The organism is Ramlibacter cellulosilyticus, assembly GCF_014297465.1.
In the GTDB taxonomy this organism is placed as follows: domain Bacteria; phylum Pseudomonadota; class Gammaproteobacteria; order Burkholderiales; family Burkholderiaceae_C; genus Ramlibacter; species Ramlibacter cellulosilyticus.
In genome coordinates this window covers 201,498-220,211 of record NZ_JACORT010000007.1, presented here as the reverse complement: position 1 = coordinate 220,211, position 18,714 = coordinate 201,498, and the positions used below count along the sequence as shown (strand labels likewise).

Below are 18,714 nucleotides of genomic sequence, written 5' to 3'. Positions count from 1 at the left end.
GATTAAGGCAGGTCCCCGTTGGGCGCGGGCTGCGCGGTGTCGCGCGGGCCGATCATGCCCAGGCGCGCCTTCAGCGACTGCGGCTGGCCCGTGAGCATGGCGGCGTAGAAGGTGGTGTTGGCCAGCACCTTCTTCACGTAGTCGCGCGTCTCGGTGAACGGCACGTTCTCGGCCCAGGCCGCGCCTTCCATCAAGGGCCCGTTGCGCCACGCGCGCGGCCGGCTGGGGCCGGCGTTGTACGCCGCGGCGGCCATCGGCATGGAGCCGCCGAAGTCGTCCAGCACCAGCTTCAGGTAGCCCGTGCCGATGGCGATGTTGGTGTCGCGGTCGTGCAGCTGGTCGGCCTTGAAGTTGTCCATGCCGATCTTGCGGGCCGTCCAGCGGGCCGTGGCGGGCATCACCTGCATCAGGCCCGAGGCGCCGACGCTGGAGCGCGCGTCCATCACGAAGCGGCTTTCCTGCCGGATCAGGCCGTAGACGTAGGCGGGGTCGAGGTTGATCTCCTTTGCGCGGCGCACCACCGATTCCCGGAAAGGCGTCGGATAGCGCTGCTCGAAGTCGAACTCCACCTTGGTCCGCTCGCTGGTGTTGATGCAGCGGTCCCAGACCTCGCGGTCGCAGGCGTATTGCGCGGCGGCCAGCAGCTCGCGATCGTTGAAGCCGCCGGGGCGGTGCAGGTTGGTGGTGTAGTTCCACTCGCGGTTGCCTTCGCCGCGCAGGCCCAGCGCGATGGCGTACAGCGCGCGGTTGAGGCCGGGCTCCTGGCGGGCCGATTTCTTTTCCTCGTCCGTGATCGGCTGCGGCTTGGCCGGCACGCCGATCTTCTGCCCCAGCTCCTCCAGCGCGAGCTGCTCGTAGAAGCCCTTGGCCGAAGCGATGGACTGCAGCAGCTTCTCCGCCTCGGCGCGGTGCGCCTCGGTGGGGTGGGGCGAGGCGAGCAGGGCGCGCGCCTTCCAGTACACCCAGGTGGGGTCGGCCTGGGCCTCGTCGCTCATCGCGTTGATCGCTTCGAGCACGTTCTTCCAGTCCGTGCCCCGGGGCGCGCGCAGGGCGGCGCGCACCTTCCAGCCGAGCAGTTCGTCGCTGAGGTAGCGGTCGCGCTCGACCTTGGAGAAGTACGCGTTGGCGTCGGGTTGCATGCGCTGGGCGGCCTGGCGGCCGATCACGCCCCAGATCCAGTCCCGTTCCTCGGGGTGCAGCTGCGGGCCCCACTTGTTTTCGAGCTGCGAGGCGGCGTTCTCGATGTCCGAAGTGGCCATCTTGATCAACGCCAGCCCCACCACCTCGCGCCGGGTGCGCGAAGCGGCGAACACCTTGCTGGAGAGGAACTTGCTCGGCTGCGCCATCAGCTCCTTCAGCAGGGGCTCGGCTTCGGGCTTGACGATCTGCAGCGCGTCGGAGGCGGCGCGCGGGCGGTTGGCTTCGACCGCCTGGCGCGCCTTGCGCCAGCCGTCGCCGGCGGTCAGTTTCGAACCCGGCTTGCCGAGGACACTGGCGGCCGCCAGCGTGCAGCCGTCGTCGGCTTCGCGCTGGGCGAGCCAGTTGCGGCGGACGTCCTCCGAGACGGCGGGCAACGTGTTCGGGTCCTTCAGGGCCGTCACGAGCAGCGCGTAGCAGCGCACCTCGCGGTCGTCCTTCATCCGGAACTTCGGGTATTCCTGCGCGAAGGTGTCCCAGTCGCGGCGCTGGCCGAGCACTTGCAGCCAGTCGTTGCGCAGGCGATCCTCCTGGTACGTGCCGGGAAAGCGCGCGAAGAACTGCTGCAGCTCGCCGGCCGACGCCGTGTCCAGGCGGGCGCGCAGCTCCCAGTAGGCCGCCCAGGGCTCCAGGGCATGGCCCTGGGCGAGGGGCAGGAGCTGCGCCAGGCGGGCCTTGTTGCCGGCGGCGAAGGCCTTCTGCATCTCCAGGATCACGTCGTCGCGGGGCTGCGTGGTCTGCTGCGCGTGGGAACAGGCGCCGAGGACGACCGCCAGGGATGCCAGAATCGTTCTCAACTTCATCGGGGAATTATGGACAGGTCGGAAGAAAAGAGGGCTTTGCGCCAGCGGCTGGTGGAACAACGCCTGAAGATGCCGGATCGCCTACGCCGCGCCGACCTGTTGCAGCAGGTCATGCGCATCTGGCTGGTGGGCCGTTCCGACACCGTCATTGGCGCCTATTGGCCGATCAAGGGCGAATTCGATCCGCTGCCGGCGCTGCACCGCTGGAAGGAGGATGGCGAGCTGCTGGACGAACCGCAGCTGCGCCGGATCGCACTGCCCGTGATCGACAAGGTTCATCAGACGCTGAAATTCCACGCATGGTTCCCCGGCTGCCCGATGGAAGAAGACGCCTTCGGCATCCCGAAACCCAAGGACACCGAAATCGTGGTCCCCACGCTGCTGTTCGTGCCTTGCGTCGGTTACGCGGTGGGCGGCTACCGACTGGGCTACGGCGGCGGTTTCTACGACCGCACCCTGGCTCAGCTGCAACCCCGGCCCTTCACGGCCGGGCTCGGCTTCGCCGCGGGCTTCCTGCCGGAATTCGAGCCGGAGGCGCACGACGTGCCGCTGGACGCGATATTGAACGAGCTGGGGGTGGTTTGGCCGATTTCTTTGGGTGACTGAAAGGCGGGAACGGACATCCGAACGCAAAGGGCGCAAAGGTTTCGCAAAGGACGCAAAAGGAAAACTTCAAGAAGCTTCTTCTTGGATTCTTTTGCGTCCTTTGCGTAGTTTTTGCGCCCTTTGCGTTCGGATGTCCGCTTTCAGGATGTCCGCTTTTCAGTCGATGTTGTCCACCGTATCCGGATCGGGCACTTCCCCGATCGTCTGCCTTGTGATCCGGCTCTGGACCATCAGCCATTCGCAGAAGGCCCGGATCTCCGGCCGCTGCGGGCTGCGCGGGCCCACGATCAGCCAGTAGGCCATGGGGGAATCCATGCGCAGCCTGGGCAGCGGCTCGATCAGGTCGCCATTGGCCAGGCTCTCCGCCACGAGCGGCAGGCGCGCCAGCACGATGCCCTGGCCGGTCAGCGCCGCCTGCACCATCTGGTACGCATAGTTGAAGTAAAGCCAGCGCTTGGGCTGCAGCTTGGTGAGGCCGTGCTCGTCGAACCAGCGGCGCCACGTCAGCCACTCCAGGTGCGTCTGGTGCGCATCGCCGGCCTCGATCAGCGTGAATTGCGCGACGTCCGCGGGTTTCGCCAGGGCGGGACTGCCTTTCAGGAGCCAGGGGCTCGCCACCGGCGTGAGCTGCTCGCCGAACAGGCGGATCGCCTGCGACGGCATGCTGGCCGTGGGGCCGTAGCGCAGGGCGAGGTCGACGTCGGCGACCTCCAGGTCCAGCGTGGCGTCGCTCGCGTCGATGCGGATGTCGATGTCGGGGTGGTCGCGCTGGAACTGCTCCATGCGCGGGATCAGCCACATCGAGGCGAAGGACGCGAAGGTGGTGATCGCCACCGAGCGCCGTCCGGCGCTCTGGCGGATCTGCCGCACCGCGTTGTCGATGCGCGGCAGCGACTGCGACACGGCCATCAGCAGTTGCGCGCCGGCGCTGGTCAGTTCCACCGCCCGCGTGTGGCGCAGGAACAGGCTCACGCCCACCTCTTCCTCCAGCGACTGGATCTGCCGGCTCACCGCGGACTGCGTCAGCGCCATCTCCTCGGCGGCGGCGCGGAAGTTGAGGTGGCGCGCCACCGCCTCGAAGGCGCGCAGGTGGCCGGCGGCGATCGGGCGGGTGCGCAAATGGGTCTGCGAATGCTGCATGGCGCGTTCGGCGATTGATGCGATTCGGGAATCAATAGGTTAGCCGGATTTCATTGGACCGCCAAGGGGGCGTGAACCATCATTCGATTCCGAAAAACGATCGCTGGAGAACACCATGTTCGACCTGTCCGCCACCCGCCTGCTCGCCTCCGCCCCCACTTCCGCCCTGCCCGGCACGTGGAAGCTGGCCCGCGGCCGCGCGATCACCCTGCGCCCCGCCACGGACGGCATCGTCCGCGTCGCGCACGGCCGCGTGTGGGCGACCGTGGACGGGCCGCATGGCGTCACCCCCGACGACTCCGGCGACCACGTGCTCGAAGTGGGCCGCTCGATGTACGTGAAGGCCGGCCAGCGCGTGGTGCTGGAAGCCTGGAACCAGGCTGGCGCGTCCTATTTCGCCTGGGACCCCGTGCTCGCGACCGTGCGGGTGGTGCGCCCGCGCCTCAATTTCTCCGGCGTGCTGCAGCCGCTGGCGGACCTGCGCATGGCGGCGGCGATCGGCTTCCGCGCGCTGGGGCAGCTGGCGACGGGGCTCGTGCGCCTCGCGTGGCAAGTGGTGCGCCCTGGCCGCGCGGTGCCTCCCGCTCGCGGGCGGCGCGCGTACGGGTGAGGGCTTCTCGCGTTCAACAATGCGTAACGCGTTACGCTAAGTAGAATGCCGGGAATCCACCGCGTGTAGCAGGAGACCCATGAGCAAAGCCTTCGCGAGCCAGGCCGACCTGGCCGACAAGAAGATCACCTTCGAGCAGCTGTCCCCGCATTGCTGGGCGTACACCGCCGAAGGTGACCCCAATTCCGGCGTGATCATCGGCGACAAGTACGTCATGGTCAGCGACTGCACGGCCACGCCGTCGATGGCGCGCGACCTGATCGCGCGCATCCGCACGGTGAGCGACAAGCCGATCAAGTACGTGCTGCTCACGCACTACCACGCCGTGCGCGTGCTGGGCGCGAGCGCGTACTTCAAGGAAGGCGCGAGCGAGATCATCGCCAGCCAGGGCACGTACGAGCTGATCGCCGAGCGCGGCAAGGAAGACATGCAGTCCGAGATGGACCGCTTCCCGCGCCTGTTCCGCAACGCCGAGGAGATCCCGGGCCTGACGTGGCCCACGCTGGTGATCGGCGGCGGCGTCCCCGGCAAGGGCGAAGCCCCCGGCCGCCTGACCGTCGACCTCGGTGGCGTGCGCGTGCAGATCTGGTCGCCCGGCAACGGCCATACCCGCGGCGACACCATCGCCTGGGTGGAGGAGGAGGGCGTGCTCTTCTCCGGCGACCTGGTCGAATACAACGCGGGCGTCTACACGGGCGACGCGCACCTGGCCGAGTGGCCGGCGACGCTGGAGCAGCTGCGCAAGCTGAATGCGCAGGCGCTGGTGCCCGGGCGCGGCGAGGCGCTGAAGGGCCGCGACCAGGTCGCCGCCGGCATCGCGTACACCCAGCGCTGGGTGGAGACGCTGTTCCGCTGCGCCAAGGAAGCCGCCGCGCAGAACATGGACCTCAAGGCCGCGATGGCGCACACGCGCAAGTCGATGGACCCGATCTTCGGCAACGTGTTCATCTACGAGCACTGCCTGCCCTTCGACGTGAGCCGTGCCTACGACGAAGCCCGCGGCATGGCGATCCCGCGGGTGTGGACGGCGGAGCGGGACAAGGAGATGTGGGCGTCGCTGCAGGATTGACGCCCATCGGTGGGGTTCACTTCGTTCACCTGCCGGCGCTGGCGCGCCGCCACCCTACGAAGTCCGCATTCGCCGCGCCCGCCTTGTAGGGTGGGCCGCCGTAAGGCGGCGAAGGTGAGCGAAGCGAACCCCACCGCAACGTAAGCCCGCGCCGACACGCCGCTCCCGCACCGGACGACATCTTCCCGCCAGCTCGCTTCCTAAGCTGGACAGGCGCGTGCCGCGACGGCCGCGCCATCCACCTCGAGGAGAACGACCCCATGGCGAACGAAGACAAGAGCCAACGCTCCCTGCAGCAGCAGCCCCAGCGCGAGAGCGACCCGCAGCAGCAGCGCTCCGGCGCGACCGACTTCCAGTCGCGCCCCGATGCGCAGGGCAGCCAGGTGGAAGGCGAAGGCAGCTACACCGCCACGCGCGACTACCAGAAGAACATCAAGGACTACCTCGACAAGGCCGACGTGAAGTCGGACGCCGAGGCGTCGAAGCCGCGTTCGGAATCGGAAGCGCGCGAGATGGAAGAAGCCGAGCGCGAAGGCAAGTCGCATTCGAAGGGCGAGAAGTAGGCTGCGGCGCTTGCTGGGGTGCGCTTCGCGCAACCCAGCCTACGGCGGCTGCGCTGCATCCAGCACCGCTGCTGGGGTGCGCTTCGCGCAACCCAGCCTACGGCGGCTGCACGCCATCCAGCATCGTAGGCTGGGTTCGGCGAAGCCGACCCCAGCAAGGCTCTCGCACCCTCACGCCGCCCGGCGCGCCGCCACCAGTCCCGCGGCCGCCAGCACCGACAACGCCACCGCGAGCCCCAGCGCCCCGCCACCCTCCAGCGCCGCGCCGCTCGCCAGCGGCCCCAGCGTCCCGCCCCATGTATAGCCCGTGATCATTGCGGCGGTGCCGCCCGCCGTGGCGCGGCCCGCGAACGCGTGCGCCACCTGCACCATGCTCAAGGTGTAGAGCGCGCCGCCCATGCCGCCCCACACGATCCCGCACACCCACAGCAGCCACGGCGCGCGCGTGACGAACGCCATCGCCAGGCTCGTGAGCAGCAGCGCGCCGGCCGCGGTGACGAACACGTTGCGCAAGGGCCAGCGGTCCGCCGCCCAGCCCGCCGGGTACTGGCAGAGGAAACTGCCGACCCCGATCGCACCCGCGACGCTTGCCGCCGCCCGCAGGCTCGATCCCGTCTCCGATGCATGCGCGGCGCCGACGGCACCCAGCCCCGCCTCGAACGCACCGCCGCAGAACGCGATCAACCCGAGCCAGGGCACCATCCGCATGGCCTGCCAGGTCCCCGTGTGCGTCGCGGCCTGCACCCGCGGCAGGTGCGGGCGCGCCGTGACGGCCAGCAGCAGGCAGCCCGCGACCATCCCCACGGCCAGCCACAGCACCGTGCCGCCCTCCAGTTGCAGCAGGCCGGGAACGAAAGGGCCCAGTGCCAGCGCCGCGCCCAGGGCGGTCTGGTACAGGCCCATCACCCGGCCCCGGATCTCCGGCGGAGCCTCCTCGGCCAGCAACGCTTCGGTCGTGTTCCACAGCGCGGCGGCGCCGCAGCCGGTGACGATCGAGCCCAGCACCCAGACGCCCACATGGCTGGAGACCGCATAACCGGTCACACCCGTGAGCTGCAGCACCGCGCCGGCGCGGTAGGTGCGCACCGTGCCCCAGCGCTTCAGTACACGCGGCATCAGCGGGATCAACAGGCCCACCATGAGGAACTGGATCATGGAAAACGCGCCGACGAAGGTCGTGCCGTGGCCGGCCTGCTGCAGCAGCACGGCGAGCACGGGCCCCGCCATGGAGAAAGCCATCACGATCAGCGTCGTGGCCGTGCCGAGGCGCCAGACGAGGGCGAGGCGGTGCGGGCCTTCCGTCACTGGGGCTGCGCCGACAGCTCGCGCAGGTCGCGCTGGTACGCCTGCAGGCGGCGCACGGCGTGCTCGCGCTGCGCTGCCGTGGTGCTGCGGTGCACGGCGGCGAACATGCGGCAACCCTCCTGCACCAGGCCTTCCTGCCATGTGCGGTAGGCGGCGTCGGGCGAGTGCATGGCGCGATCGAGCCAGGCGAGGAGCTGGCCGCGCGCTTCCTCCGGCGCCATGCGCGCGCGCGAGACGTGGCGCAGCGTCTGCAGGAGGTCCTGCTGGCGGCGCTGCCGGTCCGCGAGGATGCGCGCCGCGTCGTAGGCGGACTGCGCGACGCCGTCCCGCAGCACCTGCCGCTGCGCATCGCCCAGGCGGCCGTAGACCGTCTCCAGCCGGTCCAGCATCTGCTCGTACCGTTTCTCGTGCGCCTCCGCGGGCGGCACGTCGACGCTCTCCTTGCGGAACTTGTCGTTGCTGCGGCGGAACCGGCGCTCGATGTGCCGCAGCTGCGCGTCGCTGAAGCTGGCCGCGATGGCGCCCGCCGCGGGGCCCGCGCCGTGGGCCGCCGCACGCAGCCGCGCCTGCGCATCGGCCACGACGCCGCAGGCTTGCTGGGGCGTGATGTCCCCGGGCGCCAGCGCTTCCATGCGGGCCAGGACGTCGACGACCGGCGGCAGCTCCTGCTGGCGGTGCCAGCGGTGCAGGCGGGCGAGCTCGTCGCGCATGCGGGGCGCCTGCGCGTCGCTGAAGTCGGCGTAACCGTCGAGCCACCAGTACAGCAGCTCCGGCAGGTTGGCATAGCCCAGCTTGATCGCGCTGCAGCCGGAAAGCGCCAGCGCGAGGCCGAGCGCAAGGATAATCGCCGGCATGCGGACGGAGCGGTTCGGCTTCATGGATGTAAGGGTACGGGAATGACAGCAGTCGATGTGGTGGTGATGGCGGCCGGCAAGGGCACGCGCATGAAAAGCCGGACGGCCAAGGTGCTGCACCGGCTGGGCGGCAAGCCGCTGGTCGGGCATGTGATGGACACGGCGCAGGCGCTGCACGCGCGGCGCACGATCGTGATCACGGGCCATGGCGCCGAGGAGGTCGAGGCCTGGGTGCGCCAGTCGGAGCAGGCCGCGGGCCACAACGCTCCCGACTTCGTGCGCCAGGAGCCGCAGCTGGGCACCGGACACGCGGTGCAGCAGGTGGTGCCGGTGCTGCCGGACGACGGCATCGCGCTGATCCTCAATGGCGACGTGCCCCTGGTGCGGCCCGAGACCTTGCAGGCCCTCGTCGACAAGTGCGCGGGCGAGCGCCTGGCGCTGCTGACGATCGAAATGGCGGACCCCACCGGCTATGGCCGCATCGTGCGCCAGGGCGAGGCGGTGCAGGCGATCGTGGAGCACAAGGACGCCACGCACGCGCAGCGCGCCATCCGCGAGGTCTACACGGGCTTCATGGCCGTGCCCGCGAAGAAGCTGAAGGCCTGGCTCGCGCGCCTGACCAACGACAACGCGCAGAAGGAGTACTACCTGACCGACATCGTGCAGTTCGCGGTGCAGGACGGGTGCGAGGTCGTGGCCTCGCCAGCGCTGGAACAGGTGGAAGTCGACGGCGTGAACAGCCCCGTGCAGCTCGCGGACCTGGAGCGCGCGTACCAGCGCCGCCGGGCACGCGCGCTGATGGAGCAGGGCGTGCGCCTCGCCGACCCCGCGCGCTTCGACGTGCGCGGCAAGCTCACGTGCGGGCAGGACGTCGAGATCGACGTGAACTGCGTGTTCGAGGGCGAGGTGGTGCTGGGCGACAACGTGCGCATCGGACCGAACTGCGTGATCGCCAACGCGAAGATTGCCGCGAACGTGGTGCTGCAGGCGTACACGCACATCGAAGGCGAGAACGTGGGCGTGGAGATCGGCGAAGGCGCGCTCATCGGCCCGTTCGCGCGGCTGCGCCCGGGTGCGAGCCTCGGCCCCGAGGTGCACATCGGCAACTTCGTCGAGGTGAAGAATTCGACGATGGCGCGCGGCGCGAAGGCGAACCACCTCGCCTACCTCGGCGACGCCGCGGTCGGCGAGCGCGTGAACTACGGCGCGGGCAGCATCACGGCGAACTACGACGGCGCGAACAAGCACCGCACCGTGATCGAGGCCGACGTGCACGTGGGCAGCAACTGCGTGCTGGTGGCGCCGGTGAAGGTGGCGCAGGGCGGGACGGTCGGTGCGGGCAGCGTGGTGACCAGGGACACGGACCCCGGCGTGCTGACCGTGGCGCGCGGCAAGCAGGTGAGCATCACGAGCTGGACGCGGCCGAAGAAGGCGGCGAAGAAGTAAGGGGCGGGCGATCGCTGGGGTGCGCTTCGCGCAACCCAGCCTACGTGCGCTTCGCGCAACCCAGCCTACGTGCGCTTCGCGCAACCCAGCCTACGTTTGCGGCAGGTAGGCTGGGTTTCGCCGCAGGCGAACCCCAGCTAGGCCCCCCTCCCCGGCACCGGAATCCGCGGCCGGAACTTCCCCCGCTTCACCGAAAAGAACGCCTTCACGTTGCGCACGTTCGCATCGCTCGTGAACAGGCGCTGCGCCAGCGCGAGGTAATCCTGCATGTCCCGCGCATGCACCACGAGGATGAAGTCCGGCCCCGGCGACACGCGGTAGCACTGCTGCACGGCATCGTCCGCGATCACGCGTTCCTCGAAGGCCTCCTGCGCCTCGTTGCCCTGCCGGTCCAGCGAGACCTCGACGACTGCTTCCATCCCATGACCCAGCGTGGCTGCCACGCGCTCCGGGTTCAGGATGGCCATCTCGCGCTCGATCACGCCTGCGTCCCACAGCCGCTTCACGCGCCGCAGGCAGGTGGCCGGCGAGATGTGCACGCGCGCCGCCAGGTCCTGGTTGCTCAGCGAGCTGTCGTCCTGCAGCTGGGCGAGCAGGGCCAGGTCGGTGGAATCCAGTTCCGGAATTTCGTCCATTTCGGAATCTTATTGCATCAACTGCTTTACACGAAAGAAAATTCCGTAGACCAAGCAAACTAGCAAACATATTGCACAACCCCAAGCCTACAGTCCGTCCATCCCAGGCACTCACCAAGGCAGTCCACCATGTGCGGCATCGTCGGCGCGGTCTCCACCCGCAACATCGTCCCCATCCTCGTCCAGGGCCTCCAGCGCCTGGAATACCGCGGCTACGACTCCTGCGGCGTGGCCGTCTACGCCGACGGCCTGAAGCGCGCGCGCTCGGTGGCGCGCGTCGCCGAACTGATGTCGCAGGTGGACAGCGAGAAGATCGCCGGCGGCACCGGCATCGCCCACACGCGCTGGGCCACGCACGGCGCGCCCGCCGTGCACAACGCGCACCCGCACTTCAGCCACGGCCCCGGCGAAGCCGCGCCGCAGGCGCCGGGCCGCATCGCACTGGTCCACAACGGGATCATCGAGAACCACGACGAACTGCGTGCCGCGCTGCAGGCGAAGGGCTACAAGTTCACCAGCCAGACCGACACCGAGGTGATCGCGCACCTGGTGGACAGCCTCTACGAGGGCGACCTGTTCGACGCGGTGAAGGCCGCGACGAAGCAGCTGCACGGCGCGTACGCCATCGCGGTGTTCTGCAAGGACGAACCGCACCGCGTGGTGGGCGCGCGCGAAGGCTCGCCGCTGGTGCTGGGCGTGGGCAAGGACGAGAACTTCCTCGCCAGCGACGCGATGGCGCTGGCGGGCGTGACCGACCAGATCGTGTACCTGGAAGAGGGCGACCTCGTGGACCTGCAGCTCGGTCGCTACTGGATCGTCGACCGCAACCACAAGGCCGCCGAGCGCCCGGTGAAGACGGTGCAGGCGCACAGCGGCGCGGCCGAACTCGGCCCGTACCGCCACTACATGCAGAAGGAAATCTTCGAGCAGCCCCGCGCGATCGGCGACACGCTGCAAGGCGTGGAGAGCGTGACGCCGGAGCTGTTCGGCGACGGTGCGTACCGCATCTTCAAGGATGTGGACTCGGTGCTGATCCTCGCCTGCGGCACCAGCTACTACAGCGGCTGCACGGCGAAGTACTGGCTGGAAGCCATCGCGAAGATCCCGACCCAGGTCGAGATCGCGAGCGAGTACCGCTACCGCGAGAGCGTGCCGAACCCGAAGACGCTGGTGGTCACGATCAGCCAGTCGGGCGAGACCGCCGACACGCTGGCGGCGTTGAAGCACGCGCGCTCGCTCGGCATGGAGAACACGCTGACCGTGTGCAACGTGTCGACGTCCGCGATGGTGCGCGAGTGCAAGCTCGCCTACATCACGCGCGCCGGCGTGGAGATCGGCGTGGCCTCGACGAAGGCCTTCACCACGCAGCTCGCCGGCCTGTTCCTGCTGACGCTGTCGCTCGCGCAGGTGCGCGGCAAGCTGACCGAGACGCAGGAAGCGCAGCACCTCAAGGACATGCGCCACCTGCCTACCGCGCTGCAGGCCGTGCTGGCGCTGGAGCCGCAGGTGATCTCCTGGGCGGAAGACTTCGCGAACAAGGAGAACGCGCTTTTCCTCGGTCGCGGCATGCACTACCCCATCGCGCTCGAAGGTGCGCTGAAGCTCAAGGAGATCAGCTACATCCACGCCGAGGCGTATCCCGCCGGCGAGCTGAAGCACGGGCCGCTGGCGCTGGTCACCAGCGAGATGCCGGTGGTGACCGTCGCGCCGAACGATGCGCTGCTGGAGAAGCTGAAGTCCAACATGCAGGAAGTGCGCGCCCGCGGCGGCTTGCTGTACGTGCTGGCCGATGCGGATTCGAAGATCGAGAGCAGCGAAGGCGTGCACGTGATCCGGATGCCGGAGCACTACGGGACGCTGAGTCCGCTGCTGCACGTCGTGCCTCTGCAGTTGCTGGCGTATCACACGGCGCTGGCACGGGGGACGGATGTGGACAAGCCGCGAAATCTGGCGAAGAGCGTCACAGTCGAATGACGAACGCTTCGCCACATGAGTGGTTTGGGGGTTCACTCATATCGCGCAGCGATGTGAGTGAACACCACAAGCCACGGAACCTGGGGAAGTCGGCGACGGTGGAGTGAGCGGGCGGCTGCGTGCTTCCCTAGGGCACGAAGCAGAGCTGCGTACCCGAAGTCGGTAACTGCGCTAAGGCGAGGCCACCGCCTCGCCGGAGTTCAGGATCCGCCTTTCTTGTCCGACTTTTCACTCGCTGCCGGCGTCTGGTTACCCTGGCGGGATTGGTCGTACGCGACATGGTCGGGGTTGAGCTGGTCGCGCCGATTCTCGACGCTCGCTTGGTGACCTGGGTTGTTCGGATTGCGGTCGTTCGCACTTTGATCTTGCGACTGCTTGCTGGTCATGAGGCTCTCCTTGGGGGTGTCGAGACCCCCAGTTTCTGCCCGTGCCGCGCTCTTGGGTCGCCGAGGAAACAGGCTGTTGCCCCGGCCGTTTCTGACGGCTGCCTGCTGATGCTGCTGAATCCGTGCCGGTAGGTCCCGCTACCATCCTTCCTTTTCGTTGCAGCCGTCGCCGTCCATGGCCCTGAAGAAGTCCGAACTCTATTCCTCCCTCTGGAAATCCTGCGACGAGCTGCGCGGCGGCATGGACGCCAGCCAGTACAAGGACTACGTCCTCGTGCTGCTGTTCGTGAAGTACGTTTCGGACAAGTACGCCGGCGACCCGAACGCGCTGCTCGAAGTGCCGCCTGGCGGCAGCTTCGCCGACATGGTGAAGCTGAAGAACGACAAGGAGATCGGCGACAAGATCAACAAGCTGATCGGCCGGCTCGCGGACGCCAACGAGAGCCTGAAAGGCGCCATCAACGTCGCCGACTTCAACGACGAGGAGAAGCTGGGCAAGGGCCAGGAGATGGTGGACCGGCTGACCAAGCTGGTGGGCATCTTCGAAGGCCTGGACTTCGGCGGCAACCGTGCCGGCGGTGACGACCTGCTGGGGGACGCCTACGAATACCTGATGCGGCACTTCGCCACGGACTCGGGCAAGAGCAAGGGGCAGTTCTATACGCCGGCCGAGGTCTCCCGCACGATGGCGCTGGTGCTGGAGATGGGCAAGGCGAGCAACGCGGGCCAGAGCATCTACGACCCGACCTGTGGCTCCGGGTCGCTGCTGCTCAAGGCGCACGACGAAGCAAAGCACCGCACCGGCCTCGACCTGGCGATCTACGGCCAGGAGATGGACAACGCCACGTCCGCGCTGGCGCGCATGAACATGGTGCTGCACGACTGCCCGACGGCGGAAATCTGGCAGGCGAACACCCTGGCCAATCCGCACTTCACGAACAAGGAGGGCGGGCTGCGCACCTTCGACTTCGTGCTCGCGAACCCGCCGTTTTCGAACAAGGCCTGGACCAGCGGGCTGAACCCGGCGGAGGATCCCTACGAGCGTTTCGAGTACGGCATTCCGCCGGCGAAGAACGGCGATTACGCCTTCCTGCTGCACATCCTCAAGAGCCTGAAGAGCACCGGCCGCGCGGCGGTGATCCTGCCGCACGGCGTGCTGTTCCGCGGCGGCGCCGAAGCCGCGATCCGCACGCGGCTGGTGAAGCAGGGCTACCTCAAGGGCATCATCGGCCTGCCGGCCAACCTGTTCTACGGCACCGGCATTCCGGCCTGCATCATCGTCATGGACAAGGCCGGCGCCGCGGGACGCAAGGGCATCTTCATGATCGATGCCAGCAAGGGCTTCATCAAGGACGGCAACAAGAACCGGCTGCGCGCGCAGGACATCCACCGCATCGTGGACACCTTCGTGCGGCAGCAGGAGGTGCCCAAGTACGCGCGCATGGTGCCCCTCGCCGAAATCGAGGGCAACGATTTCAACCTGAACCTGCCGCGCTACATCGACAGCAGCGAGCCCGAGGACTTGCAGGACATCGAGGCCCACCTGCTGGGAGGCATTCCCGAGGCCGACATCGATGGACTGGCGCCTTACTGGAAGGTTCTGCCGGGCGTGCGCGCGGAACTCTTCGCGACGGCGAACCGGCCTGGCTACTGGCAGACCCGGGTGGACGCCGCGCAGGTGAAGCCGGCGATCTTCGGTCACGCGGAGTTCAAGGCTTTTCAGGCGAGCGTGACGGCGCTGTTCGACCTCTGGCAGGAATGGGCCGCACCGGTGCTGACCGGCCTGCAGCAGGGACTGCGTCCGAACGCCCTGATCGAAGACCTGTCGGAGCGGCTGCTGTCAACCTTCCGCTCCGATGCAGCGGTGGCTTCCCTCGTGGACCCCTATGGTGTGTACCAGCACCTCATGGACTACTGGGACGAGACGCTGCACGACGACGCCTGGATGATCTCCGCCGACGGCTGGCAGACGCTGCAGGACGGCAAGCCGAACGTGGACCTGATCCCGCCGCACCTAGTGGTGGCGCGCTACTTCGCTGCCGACCGCAAGGCGATCGACGAATTGGAGGCGCAGCGCGAAGCGATCGCGCGCCAGCTGGAGGAACTGGAAGATGAGCACGGCGGCGAGGGCGGCCTGCTGTTCGAGGCGCAGACGGACAAGGGCAAGCTGACCCGCGGCAGCGTCAAGGCCAGGCTGGCGGCGGCGCAGGAGGGCGGAGCGGATGTGGCCGTGCCCGGCGAGATCGACATGCTGCGGGAGTACCTCGAGCTGATCGAGCAGGAGGCTGCGGCGGCACGCAAGGTGAAGGACGCCGGCAAGGCGCTGGACGCCAAGGTGGCGGCGCGCTACAAGCAGCTGGCGCCCGCCGACATCCAGCAACTCGTGGTGCACGACAAGTGGCTCGCCGCGCTGCGCACGCGGGTGGACGGCGAGCTGGATCGCGTGAGCCAGGCGCTGGCGGGGCGCGTGAAGCAACTGGCCGAGCGCTACGCTAGGCCCTTGCCGCAACTGGCGGAGGAGGTCGCGGTGCTCTCGGCCAAGGTCGACGAGCACCTGCGGAAGATGGGGTTCGCCTGGTAGGTCGTCAGCCGTTGAGTCAGGCGGCTTATTAAAGTAAAGTCGCCCTGTGTTGAATAACCGCTTTTCTTATTCAAGCCTCGTCGGCACCGTCGCCCATGCGCCGTGAGGCCTCGGGTCGCCACGCCAGCAGCGTGGTGGGTGGTGAAACCGTGCGGGCCTTCGTGCCCTTTCCGCTGCCGCCCGCGCCGCCCCTGCAACTAACGGGCGAGCGCCAGGGCCTGCTGGAGCGGGCCACGCTGGCCCTCGGTCGGCTGGACAGCATCGCGCTGCTGCTGCCGGATCCCCAACTGTTCCTGTACGCCTACGTGCGGCGAGAGGCCGTGCTGTCGTCGCAGATCGAGGGAACCCAGTCGTCGCTGTCGGACCTGCTGCTGTTCGAGCTGGACGAGCAGCCCGGCGTGCCTTTCGACGACGTGGTGGAAGTCTCCAACTACGTCGCCGCCCTGGAGCATGGCATGGCGCGGCTGCGCGAGGGCTTTCCCCTCTGCAACCGGCTGCTGCGCGAGATGCACGCCCGCCTCATGGAGCGGGGCCGCGGCAGCGAGAAGCTGCCGGGCGAGTTCCGCCGCAGCCAGAACTGGATCGGCGGCACGCGGCCGGGCAACGCGCACTTCGTGCCGCCGCCGCCGGGCGAGGTGGAAGCCTGCATGGGAGCGCTTGAAGGCTTCATCCACGGAGGCCAGGACGGTGGCGCGCTGCCCGTGTTGCTGAAGGCGGCGCTGGCGCACGTGCAGTTCGAGACCATCCACCCTTTCCTCGACGGCAACGGCCGCCTCGGGCGCCTGCTGATCGCGCTGCTGCTGCATGACGGCGGCGTGCTGCGGCAGCCGCTGCTCTATCTGAGTCTCTACTTCAAGCAGCACCGCGCCGTGTACTACGAGCGGCTGGACGGCGTGCGCGCCGGCGGCGACTGGGAGGCGTGGGTCGACTTCTTCCTGGAAGGCGTGGAGCAGACGGCGCAGGGCGCCGTGGACACGGCGCGGCGACTGGTGGCCCTGTTCCAGGCCGACACGCAGCGGGTGCAGGAGGCGGGCGGGCGCAACGCGGCCAACGTGCTGCGCGTGCTGGATGCGCTGCGGCACCGGCCGATGTGCAGCCTGCGGCAGATCAGTGCGAGCACGGGGATCACCTTCCCGACCGCGAGCAAGGCCATGCTGGCGCTGGTGGACATCGGGATCGCGCGGGAATTGACGGGGCAAAGGAGGAATCGGGTGTTCGTGTATGACGCGTATTTGCAGGTGTTGAACGAGGGTGGGGAGGCGTGAGGTGACCAAGATTGCGAAAGGCCAAAAGCGAACCCCCGTAGGTCCTGTACCTAAAGATTGGGCCGTTGCCACGATCGGCGACATTGCGAGCACGGGCGAAGACGCTGGACTTGCACTGTGCCGAGATCGAAGATACTGACGAGAGGGTCACGCCAGCCGCGCCCGAAGAGACCTCGCTGAGACTGTATCCGGCGGGCACCGTGCTCGTCGCGATGTATGGTGGCTTCAATCAGATCGGCCGCACCGGGCTCCTCCGAAAGCCTGCGGCCGTGAATCAAGCGATCAGCGCAATTCAGGTTTCGCCAACCAAACTTTGGCCAGATTACCTGCTGGCCGTACTGAATCTCAGTGTGCATCACTGGAAATGGGTGGCAAGCAGTAGCCGCAAGGATCCCAACATCACAGCCGCGGACGTTCGGGGGTTCCCGATCGCTATTCCGCCGATGAATGAGCAGCGAGCAATTGCGGCAGCGTTGCGTGACATTGCAGGCCTCACAGGATCGCTGGACGCCTTGATTGCTAAGAAGCGCGACCTCAAACAGGCTGCGATGCAGCAACTGCTCACCGATCAGTTCACGAAGCTGCTGGACGCCCACCTCCCCGACTGGCGCGAGCGCAGGAAGGAACTTCAACAATCGACCTTGGGGGCGGAAGAATGGTCGTTGTGAGGCGATCCTCTGATACCACCTCCGGCAGAGCTTCTTGCGAGGGAGCAAACTCTGGAGCGCGAAAGCTGCGCGCCGACCGGCACTCGGGACCGCCGCGCGCAGGCCTGCTCTCAGGAAGCCCGCGTCAGGTTCCACAGCCGCAAGGTCATGTGGACCTCCAGCGCGCGCGTCGCGTTGCCGAGGTGGCCGATCAGGTCCTCGATCGTGTCCAGCCTCTGTCGCCCCGTGTTCACGTGGATGCCCAGGCGCTGCGCGGCGAGCTTGGCGTTCTGGTTGCAGTCGAAGTAACTCAGAAAGCTCGGCGCCAGTTCCGAGCCGCGCCTGGCGTCGTGCCCCATGAGGGCACGCGAAAACGGGGTCAGCACGAACATGATGAACACGGTATCGAGAGCTGGTCAGGGCTCTCGGCGGGCCAAGGCTCCATGCCCTAATGTTCGGGGAAAAGAGCGAAAGAGCGTCACACGAGCGCGAGCAGCGGCGATGAGGCGAGCCGAATCTCGACGTCCCCACCTTCGCGGAATCAGGCGATCCACAATTCGCGCACGCGAGCTGGCTCACCAGCCCTGAGCGACGGCGCCGTGCCTAAGCCCAAGGTCCAATACCCCCCTGGCCATGCGGCCGCTACCTTCTCGCCGAAGGTGCCCGACTCCTGGGTGGTGAGGGGGATGTGATGACTGCCGACACCGCAGCAATCCGCGAGCCGGGCCGCAGCGCAAGCGTGTTTGTCGCAGGGGTCGATCGGCTTGCAAGGCCGCATGCGCTTCCACGCGCACCCTGTTCCACCTGCCACCTGCGCCATTGCTGCGTCCCGGCCGGTCTGTCCCCTGCGCAGGTGGAAGGCCTCGATCGCCTGCCGTTCTCGCGCAGGCGCGTGCAACTCGGCGGGACGCTCTATGAACCTGGCGATGTGTTCAAGTGCCTCTACGCCGTGCGGAACGGCATGTTCAAGTCCTGCGTCACCCTGGAAGATGGCCGGCAGCAGGTGACCGGCTTCCACCTGCCTGGCGAGTTGCTGGGCCTGGACGGAGTGGCCACAGGAAGGTATGCCAGCAGCGCCACCGCGCTCGAGGACAGCGAGATCTGCGCCATTCCCTATGCGGACTTGCGCACCACTTCGTCCGCGGACCTGGAGCTGCAAGGCGCCATTGCACGCCTCATGAGCCGAGAGATCGTGCGAGAGCACAGCCTGATGCTGATGCTCGGCAGCATGAGCGCGGAGGAGCGCCTCGCCGCGTTCCTCCTGAGCCTCTCCACGCGCATGAAGGTGCGCGGCTTCTCGCCCATCGAGTTCCATCTGCGCATGTCGCGGGCGGACATCGGCAGCTTTCTCGGTTTGAAGCTGGAAACGGTGAGCCGCACCTTCACGTCCCTCGTGCGGCAAAGGCTCCTGCACGTGGACAAGAAGCACGTGCGCATCCTCGACTTGCACCTTCTCCGGTCCGCGCTCGACATGCGTACGAGCCCTTTGAGGGCAGCTGGTCCACACGGGGACGGCAGACGACGCTGAACCCGGCCAGGCGTCCGACCCGGTGTTCCATGTGACAGGGGCGAATGCCTGCTGCGAGGCGCGATCGAAACGTCAGGCCCTTGCGGGAGATCTCGCGCGCGCCTT

At 67.9% G+C, this 18,714-nt stretch carries 17 protein-coding genes; 10 read left to right on the top strand and 7 right to left on the bottom strand.

The features are described 5' to 3' along the window. Positions 1-2: 2 nt before the first annotated feature. A complete protein-coding gene (locus tag H8N03_RS17135) occupies positions 3-2,000 on the bottom strand; it encodes a lytic transglycosylase domain-containing protein (protein WP_187077419.1) in 1,998 nt (665 codons plus the stop codon). Positions 2,001-2,009: 9 nt separating this feature from the next. On the opposite strand from H8N03_RS17135, the gene H8N03_RS17130 reads away from it, so the two are divergent. Next, positions 2,010-2,606, top strand: a complete 597-nt coding sequence (locus H8N03_RS17130; protein WP_187077418.1) for a 5-formyltetrahydrofolate cyclo-ligase — start codon at positions 2,010-2,012, stop codon at positions 2,604-2,606. 156 nt (positions 2,607-2,762) lie between these two features. Here the strand turns inward: H8N03_RS17130 and H8N03_RS17125 are convergent, their stop codons facing one another. After that, positions 2,763-3,746 carry a LysR substrate-binding domain-containing protein gene (locus tag H8N03_RS17125; protein WP_187077417.1) on the bottom strand — a complete coding sequence of 328 codons (984 nt, stop codon included), beginning with the start codon at positions 3,744-3,746 and terminating at the stop codon, positions 2,763-2,765. 115 nt (positions 3,747-3,861) lie between these two features. On the opposite strand from H8N03_RS17125, the gene H8N03_RS17120 reads away from it, so the two are divergent. The 3 genes from H8N03_RS17120 to H8N03_RS17110 all read left to right on the top strand — a co-directional run bounded on the left by H8N03_RS17120 (position 3,862) and on the right by H8N03_RS17110 (position 5,988). Further along, positions 3,862-4,356: a DUF2917 domain-containing protein gene (locus tag H8N03_RS17120; protein ID WP_187077416.1), complete on the top strand. Its 495-nt coding sequence runs from the start codon at positions 3,862-3,864 to the stop codon at positions 4,354-4,356. 79 nt (positions 4,357-4,435) lie between these two features. Then, the gene (locus H8N03_RS17115) at positions 4,436-5,425 is read left to right on the top strand and encodes an MBL fold metallo-hydrolase (RefSeq protein ID WP_187077415.1); all 990 of its coding nucleotides are present in this window, start codon (positions 4,436-4,438) and stop codon (positions 5,423-5,425) included. A 260-nt stretch (positions 5,426-5,685) separates the two neighbouring features. Further along, complete coding sequence (locus H8N03_RS17110; protein ID WP_187077414.1) at positions 5,686-5,988, top strand: hypothetical protein; 303 nt, start codon at positions 5,686-5,688, stop codon at positions 5,986-5,988. Between the two features lie 171 nt (positions 5,989-6,159). Here H8N03_RS17110 and H8N03_RS17105 read toward each other — a convergent pair whose 3' ends face one another. Both H8N03_RS17105 and H8N03_RS17100 read right to left on the bottom strand, forming a co-directional pair. Further along, positions 6,160-7,293 (bottom strand): MFS transporter, encoded by a 1,134-nt coding sequence (locus H8N03_RS17105; protein ID WP_187077413.1) that lies wholly within the window; start codon positions 7,291-7,293, stop codon positions 6,160-6,162. Beyond that, positions 7,290-8,171, bottom strand: coding sequence for a DUF6279 family lipoprotein (locus H8N03_RS17100; protein ID WP_187077412.1), 882 nt, complete (start codon positions 8,169-8,171; stop codon positions 7,290-7,292). The genes H8N03_RS17105 and H8N03_RS17100 overlap by 4 nt, the downstream gene beginning before the upstream one ends. An 18-nt stretch (positions 8,172-8,189) precedes the next feature. Between H8N03_RS17100 and glmU the strand changes: the two genes are divergently transcribed. After that, positions 8,190-9,593: a bifunctional UDP-N-acetylglucosamine diphosphorylase/glucosamine-1-phosphate N-acetyltransferase GlmU gene (glmU, locus tag H8N03_RS17095; protein WP_187077411.1), complete on the top strand. Its 1,404-nt coding sequence runs from the start codon at positions 8,190-8,192 to the stop codon at positions 9,591-9,593. A gap of 137 nt (positions 9,594-9,730) precedes the next feature. Here the strand turns inward: glmU and H8N03_RS17090 are convergent, their stop codons facing one another. Then, positions 9,731-10,228 carry an Lrp/AsnC family transcriptional regulator gene (locus tag H8N03_RS17090; RefSeq protein ID WP_187077410.1) on the bottom strand — a complete coding sequence of 166 codons (498 nt, stop codon included), beginning with the start codon at positions 10,226-10,228 and terminating at the stop codon, positions 9,731-9,733. A 129-nt stretch (positions 10,229-10,357) separates the two neighbouring features. Here H8N03_RS17090 and glmS point away from each other — a divergent pair, with 129 nt between their 5' ends. Next, positions 10,358-12,202 carry a glutamine--fructose-6-phosphate transaminase (isomerizing) gene (glmS, locus tag H8N03_RS17085; protein ID WP_187077409.1) on the top strand — a complete coding sequence of 615 codons (1,845 nt, stop codon included), beginning with the start codon at positions 10,358-10,360 and terminating at the stop codon, positions 12,200-12,202. A 200-nt stretch (positions 12,203-12,402) separates the two neighbouring features. Here glmS and H8N03_RS17080 read toward each other — a convergent pair whose 3' ends face one another. After that, positions 12,403-12,588: a hypothetical protein gene (locus H8N03_RS17080; protein WP_187077408.1), complete on the bottom strand. Its 186-nt coding sequence runs from the start codon at positions 12,586-12,588 to the stop codon at positions 12,403-12,405. Positions 12,589-12,763: 175 nt separating this feature from the next. On the opposite strand from H8N03_RS17080, the gene H8N03_RS17075 reads away from it, so the two are divergent. The 3 genes from H8N03_RS17075 to H8N03_RS17065 all read left to right on the top strand — a co-directional run bounded on the left by H8N03_RS17075 (position 12,764) and on the right by H8N03_RS17065 (position 17,102). Continuing rightward, entirely contained in the window at positions 12,764-15,169 is a 2,406-nt protein-coding gene (locus H8N03_RS17075; protein WP_187077407.1) for a type I restriction-modification system subunit M, read from the top strand. Between the two features lie 95 nt (positions 15,170-15,264). Further along, positions 15,265-16,434 (top strand): Fic family protein, encoded by a 1,170-nt coding sequence (locus H8N03_RS17070; RefSeq protein WP_187077406.1) that lies wholly within the window; start codon positions 15,265-15,267, stop codon positions 16,432-16,434. 110 nt (positions 16,435-16,544) lie between these two features. Continuing rightward, the gene (locus H8N03_RS17065; protein ID WP_187077405.1) at positions 16,545-17,102 is read left to right on the top strand and encodes a restriction endonuclease subunit S; all 558 of its coding nucleotides are present in this window, start codon (positions 16,545-16,547) and stop codon (positions 17,100-17,102) included. A 110-nt stretch (positions 17,103-17,212) separates the two neighbouring features. Here the strand turns inward: H8N03_RS17065 and H8N03_RS17060 are convergent, their stop codons facing one another. Continuing rightward, positions 17,213-17,473 (bottom strand): helix-turn-helix domain-containing protein, encoded by a 261-nt coding sequence (locus tag H8N03_RS17060; protein ID WP_187077404.1) that lies wholly within the window; start codon positions 17,471-17,473, stop codon positions 17,213-17,215. A 299-nt stretch (positions 17,474-17,772) separates the two neighbouring features. Here H8N03_RS17060 and H8N03_RS17055 point away from each other — a divergent pair, with 299 nt between their 5' ends. Then, a complete protein-coding gene (locus H8N03_RS17055) occupies positions 17,773-18,609 on the top strand; it encodes a cyclic nucleotide-binding domain-containing protein (RefSeq protein ID WP_187077403.1) in 837 nt (278 codons plus the stop codon). Positions 18,610-18,714: the final 105 nt, after the last annotated feature.

What these genes read in the sequence shown, in the direction of transcription:
- H8N03_RS17135 (WP_187077419.1), bottom strand. Translation starts at nt 2,000, where the DNA reads ATGAAGTTGAGAACGATTCTGGCATCCCTGGCGGTCGTCCTCGGCGCC.
- H8N03_RS17130 (WP_187077418.1), top strand. Translation starts at nt 2,010, where the DNA reads ATGGACAGGTCGGAAGAAAAGAGGGCTTTGCGCCAGCGGCTGGTGGAA.
- H8N03_RS17125 (WP_187077417.1), bottom strand. Translation starts at nt 3,746, where the DNA reads ATGCAGCATTCGCAGACCCATTTGCGCACCCGCCCGATCGCCGCCGGC.
- H8N03_RS17120 (WP_187077416.1), top strand. Translation starts at nt 3,862, where the DNA reads ATGTTCGACCTGTCCGCCACCCGCCTGCTCGCCTCCGCCCCCACTTCC.
- H8N03_RS17115 (WP_187077415.1), top strand. Translation starts at nt 4,436, where the DNA reads ATGAGCAAAGCCTTCGCGAGCCAGGCCGACCTGGCCGACAAGAAGATC.
- H8N03_RS17110 (WP_187077414.1), top strand. Translation starts at nt 5,686, where the DNA reads ATGGCGAACGAAGACAAGAGCCAACGCTCCCTGCAGCAGCAGCCCCAG.
- H8N03_RS17100 (WP_187077412.1), bottom strand. Translation starts at nt 8,171, where the DNA reads ATGAAGCCGAACCGCTCCGTCCGCATGCCGGCGATTATCCTTGCGCTC.
- glmU (WP_187077411.1), top strand. Translation starts at nt 8,190, where the DNA reads ATGACAGCAGTCGATGTGGTGGTGATGGCGGCCGGCAAGGGCACGCGC.
- H8N03_RS17090 (WP_187077410.1), bottom strand. Translation starts at nt 10,228, where the DNA reads ATGGACGAAATTCCGGAACTGGATTCCACCGACCTGGCCCTGCTCGCC.
- glmS (WP_187077409.1), top strand. Translation starts at nt 10,358, where the DNA reads ATGTGCGGCATCGTCGGCGCGGTCTCCACCCGCAACATCGTCCCCATC.
- H8N03_RS17080 (WP_187077408.1), bottom strand. Translation starts at nt 12,588, where the DNA reads ATGACCAGCAAGCAGTCGCAAGATCAAAGTGCGAACGACCGCAATCCG.
- H8N03_RS17075 (WP_187077407.1), top strand. Translation starts at nt 12,764, where the DNA reads ATGGCCCTGAAGAAGTCCGAACTCTATTCCTCCCTCTGGAAATCCTGC.
- H8N03_RS17070 (WP_187077406.1), top strand. Translation starts at nt 15,265, where the DNA reads ATGCGCCGTGAGGCCTCGGGTCGCCACGCCAGCAGCGTGGTGGGTGGT.
- H8N03_RS17060 (WP_187077404.1), bottom strand. Translation starts at nt 17,473, where the DNA reads ATGTTCGTGCTGACCCCGTTTTCGCGTGCCCTCATGGGGCACGACGCC.
- H8N03_RS17055 (WP_187077403.1), top strand. Translation starts at nt 17,773, where the DNA reads ATGACTGCCGACACCGCAGCAATCCGCGAGCCGGGCCGCAGCGCAAGC.